Origin of the sequence: Pantoea sp. UBA5035, assembly GCF_002415245.1 — a bacterium.
Taxonomy (GTDB): domain Bacteria; phylum Pseudomonadota; class Gammaproteobacteria; order Enterobacterales; family Enterobacteriaceae; genus Pantoea; species Pantoea septica.
Window position 1 is genome coordinate 15,733 of record NZ_DICD01000027.1, and the last position, 13,668, is coordinate 29,400.

Annotated in this window: 15 protein-coding genes; 9 read left to right on the plus strand and 6 right to left on the minus strand. The window is 57.1% G+C overall.

Annotated elements, in window-relative coordinates; all coding sequences use genetic code 11:
• The first annotated feature begins 217 nt into the window (after positions 1-217).
• Positions 218-1,300: an acyltransferase family protein gene (locus tag B3229_RS16790; protein WP_286872628.1), complete on the plus strand. Its 1,083-nt coding sequence runs from the start codon at positions 218-220 to the stop codon at positions 1,298-1,300.
• A gap of 65 nt (positions 1,301-1,365) precedes the next feature.
• Here the strand turns inward: B3229_RS16790 and msrA are convergent, their stop codons facing one another.
• From msrA to hpxD, 4 genes are all read right to left on the minus strand, one after another.
• Positions 1,366-1,899, minus strand: coding sequence for a peptide-methionine (S)-S-oxide reductase MsrA (gene msrA / locus B3229_RS16795; RefSeq protein ID WP_033749765.1), 534 nt, complete (start codon positions 1,897-1,899; stop codon positions 1,366-1,368).
• A gap of 92 nt (positions 1,900-1,991) precedes the next feature.
• Entirely contained in the window at positions 1,992-2,558 is a 567-nt protein-coding gene (locus B3229_RS16800; RefSeq protein ID WP_286872631.1) for a flavin reductase family protein, read from the minus strand.
• Positions 2,559-2,599: 41 nt separating this feature from the next.
• A complete protein-coding gene (locus B3229_RS16805) occupies positions 2,600-3,565 on the minus strand; it encodes a PDR/VanB family oxidoreductase (RefSeq protein ID WP_286872634.1) in 966 nt (321 codons plus the stop codon).
• 12 nt (positions 3,566-3,577) lie between these two features.
• On the minus strand, positions 3,578-4,609 hold the full coding sequence (gene hpxD / locus B3229_RS16810; RefSeq protein WP_286872638.1) for a molybdenum cofactor-independent xanthine hydroxylase subunit HpxD: 1,032 nt from the start codon (positions 4,607-4,609) through the stop codon (positions 3,578-3,580).
• Positions 4,610-4,724: 115 nt separating this feature from the next.
• Here hpxD and B3229_RS16815 point away from each other — a divergent pair, with 115 nt between their 5' ends.
• The 4 genes from B3229_RS16815 to B3229_RS16830 all read left to right on the plus strand — a co-directional run bounded on the left by B3229_RS16815 (position 4,725) and on the right by B3229_RS16830 (position 7,179).
• A complete protein-coding gene (locus tag B3229_RS16815; RefSeq protein WP_286872641.1) occupies positions 4,725-5,636 on the plus strand; it encodes a LysR family transcriptional regulator in 912 nt (303 codons plus the stop codon).
• 162 nt (positions 5,637-5,798) lie between these two features.
• On the plus strand, positions 5,799-6,359 hold the full coding sequence (locus tag B3229_RS16820; RefSeq protein WP_286873507.1) for an NlpC/P60 family protein: 561 nt from the start codon (positions 5,799-5,801) through the stop codon (positions 6,357-6,359).
• A gap of 95 nt (positions 6,360-6,454) precedes the next feature.
• Entirely contained in the window at positions 6,455-6,766 is a 312-nt protein-coding gene (locus B3229_RS16825) for a type II toxin-antitoxin system HigB family toxin (protein ID WP_286872644.1), read from the plus strand.
• Positions 6,763-7,179 carry a helix-turn-helix domain-containing protein gene (locus B3229_RS16830; protein ID WP_286872645.1) on the plus strand — a complete coding sequence of 139 codons (417 nt, stop codon included), beginning with the start codon at positions 6,763-6,765 and terminating at the stop codon, positions 7,177-7,179. Before B3229_RS16825 ends, B3229_RS16830 begins: the two co-directional genes overlap by 4 nt.
• Before the next feature lie 44 nt (positions 7,180-7,223).
• Here the strand turns inward: B3229_RS16830 and B3229_RS16835 are convergent, their stop codons facing one another.
• Entirely contained in the window at positions 7,224-8,042 is an 819-nt protein-coding gene (locus B3229_RS16835; RefSeq protein WP_286872648.1) for a substrate-binding domain-containing protein, read from the minus strand.
• A gap of 60 nt (positions 8,043-8,102) precedes the next feature.
• Entirely contained in the window at positions 8,103-8,945 is an 843-nt protein-coding gene (pdxK, locus tag B3229_RS16840; protein WP_286872650.1) for a pyridoxine/pyridoxal/pyridoxamine kinase, read from the minus strand.
• 471 nt (positions 8,946-9,416) lie between these two features.
• On the opposite strand from pdxK, the gene otsB reads away from it, so the two are divergent.
• The 4 genes from otsB to flhC all read left to right on the plus strand — a co-directional run bounded on the left by otsB (position 9,417) and on the right by flhC (position 13,536).
• Positions 9,417-10,196, plus strand: coding sequence for a trehalose-phosphatase (gene otsB / locus B3229_RS16845; protein WP_286872653.1), 780 nt, complete (start codon positions 9,417-9,419; stop codon positions 10,194-10,196).
• Between the two features lie 5 nt (positions 10,197-10,201).
• Positions 10,202-11,638 carry an alpha,alpha-trehalose-phosphate synthase gene (gene otsA / locus B3229_RS16850; RefSeq protein WP_048785878.1) on the plus strand — a complete coding sequence of 479 codons (1,437 nt, stop codon included), beginning with the start codon at positions 10,202-10,204 and terminating at the stop codon, positions 11,636-11,638.
• Positions 11,639-12,606: 968 nt separating this feature from the next.
• Positions 12,607-12,957: a flagellar transcriptional regulator FlhD gene (gene flhD / locus B3229_RS16855; RefSeq protein WP_033749748.1), complete on the plus strand. Its 351-nt coding sequence runs from the start codon at positions 12,607-12,609 to the stop codon at positions 12,955-12,957.
• Complete coding sequence (gene flhC / locus B3229_RS16860; RefSeq protein WP_286872656.1) at positions 12,958-13,536, plus strand: flagellar transcriptional regulator FlhC; 579 nt, start codon at positions 12,958-12,960, stop codon at positions 13,534-13,536.
• Positions 13,537-13,668 lie beyond the last annotated feature (132 nt).

Genomic DNA, 13,668 nt, shown 5'->3' on the forward strand with positions numbered 1-13,668 from the left:
TTAACAGCTAACTAAAAAAGCCCTGCGCAAAAGAAATGTAAAGAAAAGGCGAGGCGAGTAAAGCATTGTTAATTCAGGGCCAGCTTAATACTTTTAAGACTTTCGCTAGAGTCAGCGGCAGGGGAATGGCGAATAATCGCCAGATAATCCTAAAAGTATCATTTCGTTTTTTCTCTTTTCCTCTTCAATTTCTGACCTACACAGCAGGAGTCAAATCATGAACAACGCTAAGTCAGATGAAATATCGTGGGTCAATACCCTTAAGGGGGCCTGCATATTGCTGGTGGTGCTGTATCACACCGTGCTGCCGGGCTTTGAAGGCACGCTGAAGTATCTTTCCGCAGGCTGGATCCCGGCGGAAATGTGGGTGCAGTTTAATACCGTGCTGTCGCCGCTGCGTATGCCCGCCTTTTTCTTTGTCTCCGGCCTGCTGGCCACTAACGGCATTCTTAATCGTCCCTGGAAACAGGTTTTCACCAGCCGCATTACCAATCTCTTTTATCTCTACATTCTGTGGGGCTTTATTCAGTGGTGGTCGATTGTCGGCATCTCGACTGAAATAACCGGCCAGCGCATCTCTCAAAATCTTAACGCCGCCTATGCCGGGTCGCTGTTTGAATTTTTAAAGCTGACTTTTCTGGCGATGAGCACCTCCTGGTATCTCTACGGGCTTGGCTTATATTTTCTCTGCGCCAAAATATTTCGTCAGCATAAAGTGGCCCTGCTGGCGGTAGCCGTGCTGCTTAATTACCTTGCGGTAGAGAAAATTATTCCCTTCTGGGGCCCGCAGAGCGTGGCGCAATATTTCCTGTTCTTCCTGCTGGGCGTGTTCTGGAGCCCGATAATGCTGCGCCTGAGCGAATGGCGGCGTGAAAATATGGTGCCCTGGGCGATACTGGCGGCGCTGGCGGGCATTCACGTTATTTTCGGCCTCGATAAGAGCCTGTTTATGTGCATTATCGCGGTGCTGGGGAGCGTGGCAGCCTGCCGCTGGCTCAATCAGCATTTCAGCATGAGCTACATGAACTGGATAGGGCGCAATACGCTGCAGATTTACGTTATCCACCGTATCTTTATCGAGTTCTTCGGCATGTCGGCGATTCTGTTCGCTCAGCGGCACCACCTGTTCGAGCACGCCTGGTTCTCGTTTCTGTGGGCCTGCCTCTATCCGGTGGCGATAGTTGGTCTCTGTTCACTCTGTTCTGTCGCGGTGTGGTCGGTGACCAATCGCGGTCTGGGGCAGTCGCTGTTTATCTTCCCGACGCTGATCGGTTTGAAGCGCGCCCGTTCCGCCGCCTGAAAAAAAGCCCCGCGCAGGCGGGGCTGATTCAATGCGCGGCAGCGGGCGGCAGGCCCGCTGTGGGCTTAGCTTTTCACGCGGTTGGCGAAGCTTTTACGCAGCTTCTGCAGCTTCGGCGGAATCACCGCCATGCAGTAGCCGTTGCGCTGGCCCGCGCCTTCCCAGTAATCCTGATGATAGGCCTCGGCCGGATACCACTCTTTCAGCGGTTCAATGGTCGTGACCACCGGATCCTGATGGTCCTGCTGCGCGCGCGCAATAGCGGCGACCGCCTCTGCTTCCTGCTCCGGAGTGGCCGGGAAGATGGCGGAGCGGTACTGCGTGCCGATGTCGTTGCCCTGGCGGTTAAGCTGCGTCGGATCGTGGGTGGCGAAACTGATATCCAGCAGATCGCCGTAGCTCACTTTTTCCGGATCGAATCCGATGCGGATCGCTTCTGCATGACCGGTTGCGCCGCTGCAGACCTGCTCATAGGTCGGATTAGGACGCGCGCCGCCGGTATAGCCGCTTTCAACCGACTCCACGCCGATCACATCTTTAAAAACCGCTTCGGTACACCAGAAACAGCCGCCTGCGATCACTGCGTATTCGATTGCCATAATGCTTAACTCCTGTCGAGGTCGAGTATGAGAGAGTAGGGACGGCTGCGCGCCTTTTCAACCCGCGCAGGGCAAGATTGGCCAGCGACAGGCTAAATCAGCATCTCAGGTTTAAACTGACCGCTGCGATCCAGCACCCGGTCGCCCATAATGGTAAAGCGGCCTTCGCCGGTATAGTGCAGCGTCGGCGGGAATTCCGGCTCGTCGGCGACGTGGGCTTTAACGATCTCGAAAATAAACAGGTTGTAGTTATCCACCATCGAATCGTCATAGAGCTGGCACTCAAAGCTGGCGAAACACTCATTAATCAGCGGAGCGTTCACCACGCTGGCCGGCTCGGCGGTAAGGCCAAACGCGTCGAACTTATCCAGCTTGTCGCCGTGGCTGTTGCCAATAGCGACCACCTTATCGATCAAATCCGCCGAGGGAACGTTTAGCACGCACTGCCCGCTGTCGCGGATCAACGCGTGACTGTGGTTCATGCTGGAAATCATGCAGCCGACCAGCGACGGCGAAAACTCCAGCACCGTATGCCAGCCGAGCGTCATGATGTCGCTGCGGGTGTCGAACTGCGAGCTGAGCAGCAGCACCGGGCCGGGCTCGAGATATTTACGCGCCTTGCTGACCGGAAAGGCGGTTTTGTGCAGACGTTGACTCATGGCATCTCCTTATTTCGGGGCGATGCCTTTAAGTGTAGAAGCTACAGGTCGATCACCAGCGCTTTACTGCGACTGCGCGAGCAGCAGAGCGCGATTTGTTGAAGCGGCGCAGACTTTTCCGTTTCGGTCTGCACGGTATCGCGATGATCCGCTTCCCCTGACACCACCGGCGTGAGACAGGCGCCGCACAGCCCCATTTCGCAGGAGAGCGGTACCTCGACACCGTTCTCCAGCAGCACGCGGGCGATGGTTTTATCCGCAGGCACCGGCCAGCTGGCGCCGGAAGAGGCCAGCGTGACGATAAAGCTTTCGTCGCCTGCCTGGGTCGGCGTCGGCGCGGCGGCGCTAAAGGTTTCGGTATGCAGCTGCTCCGCTCGCCAGCCGAGCGCCTGCGCCTGCTGCTGGATATGCGTCATAAAGCCCTGCGGTCCGCAGAGATAGAGATGCGTCCCGGGCTCAGGCGCGCGCAGCGCCTCAGGCAGATGCTGACGCGGGCTCTGGCCCTCGGCGCTGCACAGGATCTCGCCGTAGCCGTGGCGGAAGGGCTGCAGCAGCTGGCGCGTCAGGGCCGCATCCTGACGTTGCTTCACATAATAGTGCAGCGAAAAGGGCACGGCGTCCGCTTCAAGCTGCGCCGCCATCGCCAGCAGCGGCGTCAGGCCGATGCCGGCGGCGATAAGCACCACGCGCTGCGCCGCCACCAGCGGAAACAGGTTGCGCGGCGCAGAAATAGTCAGCCGCTGGCCCAGCCGCAGCTGCTGATGAATATAGCGCGAGCCGCCGCGCGAATCGGCGGCCAGCCCGACGCAAATCAGATAGCGATCCTGACGCAGCGGCGAACCGGTGAGCGAATATTGCCGCATCATGCCGTTGCCCAGCTGCAGATCGATATGCGCGCCCGCCTCCCAGCGCGGCAGCGGTTGGCCGTCGTCGCGCACCAGGCTCAGCGCGACGGCGTGGCGTCCCTGACGCGACAAACCATCGATAGTTACCGTAAAAGTCGTCATCTCATCTCCTCGCTACACCAGGAAAAAGTCGCCGTAGCCCTGTTTTTTCAGGCCGCGACGGTAGGCGATAGAGCTGCGGTCGGCGGGAATATGCGCCTCCAGCGTCAGATCGAGCGGCAGGCGCTCCGGCATCTGCGTCTCCACCATCAGCCGATCTTCCTCGAATACCCGATGGTTAAAGGCGTGCACCTCCTCGACCGGAATATGCAGGTCGAAGTTACGCGCGATGGGCGCGAACATCCGCGTTTTACGCGCCGAGACCGGCGAGGCGGCGTTCATAATCACTAAGCGCGCGGCATCGGGGAAATGCACCGTCAGCGTGGCGGTAAAGGGAAGATGCATCTCAAAATGGCGCAGCCACTGGAAGCCCTCCGGCGCCTGCTGATCGGAGCCCGCCGCGAAGTTGGAAACTGAGCTCCAGTAATCCACCGCAAAGCCATACTCCGTCTCGACCGGGTTGTAGGGCGGCACCTCCTGATTGCCGGGATCGGCGAAGGTTTCGCTGTGCACCCATGCGAAATGGGCGACGTCGAGAAACCCCTCGACCTGACGTCCGGCAAAGCCGGCGACGTCGAAAGGAGGACAGGTGATCTGCTGAAAACCGGCGTCGTCCCAGTGCGGCATCTGCGGCAGCGCGGCAGGGTTATCCGCATCCGGCGCGAGGCAGACCCATACCAGCCCAAAACGCACTTCCACGGGAAAGTTAATAAGATTGAGCTTGGCGGGTACCGGCTGGTTGGGGCTGGAGGGAATACGGTTACAGCGGCCATCCTCGCCGAAGCGCAGTCCGTGGTAAGGGCAGATAATGCCGTGCTCGTCGTGAAAGCCGAGCGTCAGCGGCACGCCGCGATGCGGGCAGACATCTTTCGCAGCGACAATCTGCTCATTAATGCGGTAGATCACCAGCTGCTCATCAAGCAGCACCGCTTTCATGGGCGCGGGGCCAACGTCGCACAGGCGCGCCACGGGATGCCAGCAGCGCGCCAGCCGCAGCCAGTCGTCAGGCTCAAAGGTGCAATGGGCGGGAGGCGAAGGTTGTTTCATGGCGATTACCTGTCTGAAGCGCAAGGGAAGATGCGAACATTGTGGACAGAGGTGGGTGCAACGATCCATCATCGTTTTTTCACTAAGGTGTTGCGTTAAACAGTACAGGTCCCTCATGCTCCCTTTTTCACGGTTCTCTCACTACTTTCTCGAGCTGGCGCGCAGCGGCAGCCTGCGCAAGGCGGCGGAACGGCTGCACGTCTCCGCCTCGGCGATTAACCGGCAGATCTTGCAGGCGGAAGAGGAGCTGGGCATGCGGCTGTTCGAGAGGCTGCCGGACGGCATGCGTCTGACCAGCGCCGGCGAGCTGCTGCTGGACGACCTGCGTCGCTGGCAGCGCGAGTACCAGCGCACCCGCCAGCGCTTCGATGAGATTCAGGGACTGCGGCGCGGCCACGTCAGCCTCGGACTGATTCAGGCGCTGAACGAAGGGGCGATTGCCGATGCGCTGTCGCAGATTGCGCAGACGCACCCCTGGCTGCGGCTTGACCTCAGCGTGCACGACAGCGCGCAGATCGGCGAGCAGGTGCGGCTGGCGGAGCTGGATGCCGGACTGGTACTCGATCCGCAGGCGCAGGCCGGGCTGAGCGTGATGGCCTTCGCCGAGCTGCCGATTGGCGTGGTGCTGCCCGCCGGCCACGCGCTCAGCGGGCGCGCGACGCTCTCTACCGGCCAGCTCAGCGCGGAGCGGCATATCATTCCCGGCGCGCCGCTGGTAGTGCATGAGCGGGTCGATATGCTCTACCAGAGGCACAGCCTGCAGCCGGAGAACGTCATTACCTGTAACGACATCCGCCTGATTAAATCGCTGATTAAGCAGGGCAGCGGCATCAGCATGTTGAGCCTGCTGGACGTGATGGATGAGGTGGAGCGGGGGACGCTGAGCTTTGTGCCGCTGCGCGACCCTAACGTGCGGCCGCTGACGCTGGCATTATGCTCCGCGCCGGCGCGTCAGCTGTCGCGCGCCGCTCAGCAGGTGATTCAACATTTGACCGGCGTGATCGAGTCGCTTAACGCGTCGCGCTAAGGTGAATATTTGTCTTAAAATCAGCGGATAGCGCGCGGTGGTCGCACTTTTTGTAAATTAACGTAAAGCGGAAGCCAGCCAGGTTTAGCGCAAAGCGTAATTAGGCTATAAGTCCTCTACCACGCCAACCTGCTTAGGGTTTCACCTTACACGATGATGACTCTGCGACCTCTGCTGACGCTTGTGTTAGCTTCCGCTTTTCTGCTTGGCGGCTGCTCGCGCCATTCTACTGATACCTCCGCACAGAACGATACGCAGGTCAGCGATGGGGGCCAGGGCGATCAGGGCGATCTCATTCCGGTCGTTGCCGCACTGCACGATCAAATGCATACCTGGCACGGCACGCAATATCAGTGGGGCGGCACCGAACTTTCCGGCGTCGACTGCTCCGGCTTTGTCTGGCGCACGCTGAAAGATCGCTTTAATCTGCCGATGGATCGCGTCACCACCACCGAACTGCTGAAGATGGGCAAGCGCATCGCGCCGCGCGATCTGCAGCCGGGCGACCTGGTCTTTTTCCGCATCAAAGGCGGCATGCACGTTGGCTTCTATGATACCGACCAGCACTTTTTCCACGCTTCGGTCAGCCAGGGCGTGGTGCGCTCCGAGCTCAATAATCCTTACTGGCAAAAAGTCTTCTATCAGGCGCGACGCCTGCCGAAAGAGTACAACGCGCAGATCACCCTTAATAAAGGCAGCGGCATGACGCTGGCGCGTAAGTAAGCCTCCTCACCGATCAGAACGCTGCCTTGTTTACCTGTTGGAAACATCATCACGTTAGGCTATGATGTTTCCAACAAGGAAAACGAGAAAGCAGGATGCACATCATCTCAAGAAAAATATTCCTCGAAGCGGCTATAAAGTTCCCAGCCTGTGCCGCCTCGCTGGATGCGACTTACAGGATGCTCAATGGCGGAGAGTTTGCCGATCCAGAGGAGCTGAAATCTTTTTTCCCCTCACTTGACCGGATGAAATATCGGGCTAAATGGTGGGTAATTGATGTTGGCGGCAATAATTTGAGAGTGATGTTTTTCGCTGATTTCGTCGCTAAAAGGATTTTTATCAAGCATATCGTGACACACGCTGAGTATGACAGGCTGGTAAAGCATTATCGGGAGAACAAAGAATGATCGCAGAAGCCATCCAGGCAACGAACGATTTGATCAAAATCGTCCCTTTTTTGGGCGCAAGTCCTTCAAAAGAGGATTACAAGCAGGCGCTGGAGCTGGTGGAGTATCTGGTTGAACATGAGCCGAACAGCCCCTTAATCGACATGCTGGCTGATAAAGTGGCGAAATATGAAAATAACGCGCCTGAATTTGCCGATTTTAATACCCGTACGGCTAATCTACCGGGCGGCGTTGCATTGCTGCGCGTGCTGATGGATCAGCACGGGCTTAATCAGTCATCCTTTGCTGAGGAGATCGGCCAGCGTTCATATGTGAGTCGTATCCTGAAAGGCGATCGCCAGTTGACCGATAAGCACAAAGCCGCGTTGGCAAAACGCTTCAATCTCCCATTCGAAGCGTTTTGCGATAGTTAATGTCGATCTCGCTCAGCAAGCCCGCCTCTCGGCGGGCTTTTCAATCAGTGCCGAACGGCGCAGCCGCACTGGCCCATTTCGCCCAGCGCCGCTTTGCCCTGATGAGAGTGGCGCACCCGCAGTTCGCCGCGACGCCAGGCGCCATCCTCTTCCGCGCGATTGAGCAGCAGACGGTTTAGCGCTTCCGTTACCCGCAGCGCGCGCGGCTGCGCCCAGCTCGTCAGATGCCAGGTCGAGGCGCCTGCCTCAATGCAATCACCAAATCCCACCACGGCGATATGCGCACCCTGACCAAAGTCCCGCACCGCCTGCAGCGCGCCGAACGCCAGCCGGTCGCTGTCGCAGAAGAGCGCCTGGATGCGCTCCGAGGCGCGGGCGCGCTTCAGGTAGGCGAGCATCGCCTGATAGCCGCTGTCGCGCTCATCGCCCGCGTCAGCGGCGATGAGCGACTGATCCAGGCGTTTATCCGCCGCCGCTAAAACGCTGCAGAAACCGTCGATGCGGGCGGGATCGGCGCAGCACGACTGTTGCAGATAGCCGAAACGCTGGTGGCCCTGCGCCAGCAGCAGCCGACCCATCTCCGCGCCGGCAACAAAGCCGTCCAGATTCAGCTCATCCAGCGCGAACAGCGGAATCGGCCCGGCAGCGGCGCGAAACGCATCGCTAAACGGACCGGAAAGATGCAGCGCGCCGCTCAGCAGCGGCGCCAGCTGGCGCGCGCGTTCATCGCCGGCGTCGACCAGCAGCGCCGCGCAGCCGCGCGCGTTAAGCTGCCGGTTCACTTCCTGCAGCAGCGCCGCCGTCTGCGGATGGCTGAAATCATGGCTCAGCACGCCAATGGTTTTACAGGTGTTGTTATACATTCAGAAGACCCTGTTGAGGTGAGTAGAGGTCTCTGTACCATAAAGGATGCGGCGCGTATTTCACAATGGCTCTGCGGCTGCCAGCTGCAGTTCGCGCCTGCCCAGCGTGCGGGTCGCCAGCACCGACTGCTGGGCGTACAGGCTCGCCTGCTCAACCGCCTGGCTAAGCGATGCCCCACCCAGCAGGCGGGCGGTCAGCTCGGCGGTAAAGAGATCGCCGGTGCCTTTGGGCGGATTATCGTAGCGCGGGTGCTCGGTGACGAAGGTCTCTTTCGCGGTCACGCAAAACACCTGCATGCTGTGACGCGTCTCGTCGTGCGTGGCGCTGGTCACCACCACCCATTGGGTTTGCGCGCCGAGCAGCGAACGCGCGGCGTCGATAATCTCGGCGTCGCTCTCCAGCGGCGCGTCGCACAGACAGCCCAGCTCAAAGCGGTTCGGCGTCAGGCCGGTCGCCAGCGGCGCAAGCTGTTGCCGATAGTGGAGCGCCAGCTGCGGATCGACGTAGAAACCGCTGTCGTCATCGCCCAGAACCGGATCGATAATCACCGGCATCTGCGGGTTTTTCTCACGCATCAGCCGCAGCCAGCGCGCCAGCGACGCCGCCTTATCGGTGGATTTCAGATAGCCCAGCACCACGGCGCGCGCGGCGCTATCCAGGTTCCGCTCGGCCAGCGCGGTCAAATAGCCTTCAAACCAGGGCTGAGGGATTTCGCCGCCGTAGCAGCTGGCATAGTGGGGCGTATTGCTCAACAGCACCGTAGGGACCGCTACGACCTCCAAGCCATGGCGTCGCAGCGCGGGGACGGCGATGCTGTTGCCTACGCTGCCGTAGACTACCTGAGACTGAACAGAGATGACGTCGATGATTTCGCCATCTGAGGCGTCGGAAACCTGAAACATATTGCGCTCCTTGTTAGCACTCTTCCGCCAGTATACCGCGTGTGAGACGGTCAGCGGCAGGCGGCTCCTCATCGCGCCGCTTCCCTTAGCTCCCTTCAGCCCTTGCCGGACAAAGAGCGGCGCAGTACTAAGCGAAGCGTTAAAAGCAGGATATTGTGCTAAGAACAGGCAAATAATGCCGCGTCGACTGGCAAATATGGCCAGGCCGTCTACACTTAATCGCGACGATGTTTTCAGTCAGGTTGATATGTCTGTGAAGGTTCTAAAACGTAGTGGCGTCTTATCTGAAGTGACTTGCTGGTATCCGCAGTTTTTGCCCTGCACTTTACCCCACGTTCAGCCGTTCCGGCTGTCGCTCCCGCAGACATTCATCCTCGCTAAAACATCCTGCAATGGCGCGTTGACGAGCCAGGCCTCTGACCTGACAAGCCGCGAATCGTACGCGCCCGGATCAACTACAGGAGAAGACACGTGACCCAAGCGGCGAATGAACATGCCTCGCTTCCTGCGCTAAGCGGCGGTCTTTATGCCTTCTTTTTTGACGTAGACGGCACCCTTGCCGCTATTCAGCCGCAGCCTGATGCCGTTTTCATCCCGGAAAAGGTGCGTCAGCAGCTGCAACAGCTTGCCTCTCTGTGTCACGGCGCGCTGGCGCTGGTGTCGGGGCGACCTGTTTCACAGCTCGACGCGCTGGCCGCGCCGTTAATTGCGCCCGCTGCGGGCGTTCACGGCGCAGAGCGTCGCGACGCGCAGGGCGAACAGCACCTTATCCGCCTGGATCCCACGGTCGCCGACGCCTTGCAGCAGCAGCTGCAAGAGGCGATGGCGCGTTGGCCAGGCACGCTACTCGAGGCCAAAGGCATGGCCTTTGCGCTGCATTACCGTCAGGCGATGCAGCATGAACAGGATGTACTTAATCTGGCCGAACAGGCCGTGAAACGCTTTCCGGCGCTGGCGCTTCAGCCGGGGAAATGCGTTGTGGAGATCAAACCGCAGGGAGTCGATAAAGGCGAAGCCGTACGCGCCTTTATGCGCGAAGCGCCCTTTGCCGGTCGTATCCCGGTATTTGTCGGAGACGATCTGACGGATGAGAAAGGATTTATCGCCGTAAACGCCATGCAGGGCATTTCCGTGAAGGTTGGACAAGGTTCCAGTCAGGCGCGCTATCGACTGCCAGACGTCGAGGCGGTTTACGCGTGGCTGGAGCGATTACTATTACAAATAAAACAAGACAATGTCGGTAAGGAGTAAAGGTTATGAGTCGTTTAGTGGTCGTATCTAACCGAATCGCCATTCCTGATGGGAAAAAAGCCAGCGCAGGCGGCCTCGCCGTCGGCATTCTTGACGCGCTGAAAAGCACCGGCGGCCTGTGGTTTGGCTGGAACGGAGAGATCAGCGAATTTTCCGGAGAAGAGGAAGACGAACTGGTACAGGTAGAGCATGACGGCATCTCCTACGCCGCGCTGCCGCTGAGCCAGAACGATTACGATCTGTATTACTGCCAGTTCTCTAATACCGTTATCTGGCCCGCGTTCCACTACCGCCTCGATCTGGTTCAGTTCCAGCGCGAAGCCTGGGACGGTTACTGCCGCGTCAACGAGATGCTGGCGCAGCGCCTGAAGCCGCTGATTAAGCCGGACGACACCCTGTGGATCCACGATTATCATCTGCTGCCGTTCGCCGCCGAACTGCGCAAGCAGGGCGTGAATAACCGCATCGGCTTCTTCCTGCATATCCCGTTCCCGACCCCGGAAATTTTCAACGCGCTGCCGCCGCATCAAGAGCTGCTGGAGATGCTGTGCGAATACGATCTGCTGGGCTTCCAGACCGAATCGGATCGCGTCGCCTTCCTCGACTGCCTCAGCCAGCTGACGCAGCTGCAGAATATGGGCGACAAAAAGCATCGCGCGTTCGGCAATACCTTTATGACCGAGGTCTATCCTATCGGCATTGAGCCGGACAGCATTAAAGAGATGGCCGAAGGTCCGCTGCCGCCGAAAATGGCGGCGATGAAACGCGAGCTGGGCGATGCGAAGAACATTATCGCCTGCGAGCGCCTCGACTATTCCAAAGGGCTGCCGGAGCGATTCCTGGCCTATGAGGCGCTGCTGGAGAACTTCCCCGAGCATCGCGGCAAAATCCGCTATTCGCAGATCGCGCCGACCTCGCGCGGGGACGTGCAGGCGTATCAGGACATCCGTCATCAGCTTGAAACCGAAGCTGGCCGCATCAACGGCAAGTACGGCACGCTGGGCTGGACGCCGCTCTACTATCTGAACCAGCACTTTGACCGCCGTCTGCTGATGAAGATCTTCCGTCTGACCGACGTTGGGCTGGTGACGCCGCTGCGCGACGGTATGAACCTGGTGGCGAAAGAGTATATCGCCGCGCAGGACCCGGACGATCCGGGCGTGCTGGTGCTGTCGCGCTTTGCCGGCGCCGCCAACGAGCTGACCTCGGCGCTGATTGTTAACCCTTACGATCGTGACGAAGTGGCGGCGGCGTTGAATAAGGCGCTGACCATGCCGCGCACCGAGCGTATTTCGCGCTACAACGACATGATGGCAGTGCTGCGTAAGCATGATATCACTCACTGGCGTGAGAGCTTCCTGAAGGATTTGTGGGCTATCCCGCCGCGCAGTGAAGATCACAGCACGGTCAATAAAGTGGCGACATTCCCGAAACTCGCCTGATTTTCACGGTGGCCCGTTTTGACGGGCCGCCGTTTATCATGCTCCTCTCTCTCCTGCCTCAGTCCAGTCCCGCTAAAGCTTTGGATTGTCACCTGACAATACCGACTGATCCGATTTGCCGTTTTAAACCGCAACTGAGAAAAAAAACGCTTTTTTTATGCACGCAGGCCTAAAGTCTGGCGGCGAAATGCCGATAGTTGTAAGTCGTAAAAGTGTCAAATGCACTATTCATTCATATCTCTAATGTAACACATTGTTACATCTGCTGCTCTCTGCTTTACGCCCACCGTTAAAGGTTAACGCTTCGTTGTTAAAACGCGACGAATGTGCGCCCTCTCTCTTTACGCTTCGCTTACTCACTCCAGGAAATATTTGCCCTAAGTAATTAATTTTCCAGAGATTAACAATGCGATTTTTTAGCATATTCTGCTGCTTTGTAGTGTGTCAGCAGCGCCTTGTAGGGTGTTAAAAGCAATGTTAAAAATAATCGATCGACTTTAAGCAGCGATGAAAGATATATCGGGTCCATAAGGGGAATAAGCCCTTTGTTAGGACGAAATATAAATGAAACAAAGCGAATTTGTGCAAAAAACAGACAAAGTAAAAGCGTCACTGAAGGGTTCAGGAAAAAATTTGCCTTAAAAGTGTGACGCAGATCACACTTTATCTAAAATTTCACGGTCCTGTCGTTGTATGTGTAAATCAGACGGGATAGATTTGCGTTGTTTTAGGAATAGTCTTAAAAAATGTAAAAAGACGTCACGGAAGAGCGCAATAATTTAAAAAAGAATGGCCCTGGGGTTTTGACTAACACTGTAAATATGTCGTTCAGGACATGAGGCAGACTTCAGAGTACGTTTGGTTTTTGGCTGTAAATTTTTGCCATCTTTAGATCTAACAACCAGCAACCCGTAACGCAGAGGGTTTTTCTGCGATGCTCTCACGTCGCGTCTGTCAGGATGGAAAAAATGGGTACATCTGATTTACTAAAACATATTTATGATATCAATCTGTCGTATTTACTGCTTGCACAGCGATTAATTAACCAGGAAAAAGCTTCTGCAATGTTTCGCCTCGGAATTGATGAAGAGATGGCTAACGCATTGTCGCAATTAACTCTGCCGGAAATGGTAAAGTTAGCGGAAACCAATCAGTTGGTTTGCCAGTTTCGCTTTAACGATCACGCTATTATTAATCGCCTGACGCAGGAATCTCGCGTGGATGATTTACAACAAATCCACACCGGAATTTTATTATCTAGCCGTTTACTGCGTAATGTTTCTAAAGATGAGACGCCGGCGAAGAAGAGGGCGATGTAAATGTCGGAAAAGAGCATTGTTCAGGAAGCGCGCGATATTCAACTCGCGATGGAATTAATTACGCTCGGCGCACGTTTGCAAATGCTGGAAAGCGAAACCCAGTTAAGTCGCGGCCGCTTAATTAAGCTTTATAAAGAGCTGCGCGGCAGTCCGCCGCCGAAGGGCATGCTGCCTTTTTCGACCGACTGGTTTATGACGTGGGAGCAGAATATCCACGCTTCTATGTTCTGCAACGCCTGGCAGTTTATGCTGAAAACCGGCATGGCGACCGGCGTTGACGCGGTAATCAAAGCTTACCGCCTCTATCTCGAACAGTGTCCGCAATCGGACGAGGGCCCGCTGTTGGCGCTGACGCGCGCCTGGACCCTGGTGCGATTCGTTGAAAGTAATATGCTCGAACTGGCCGACTGCAAAAGCTGCAACGGCAGTTTCATCAACCATGCGCATCAGCCGGTCGGCAGCTTTGTCTGCAGCCTGTGCCAGCCGCCGTCGCGCGCGGTAAAAAGACGTAAACTTTCTACAGATTCTGCCGATACCTTTCCACAACTGCTGGATGAACAGGTTAAACACGCCGTTTAAGTTTGTTCGCATCGTGGAAAGTCATCCAGCAGCGGGTATCCCCCGCTGCTTTTTTTTTGCCCACGATTTGAATAGCGCCTGCGGCTCTCTGGCTTAACTTCCACCAACACGTTACGGACGTAAGGATGTTCT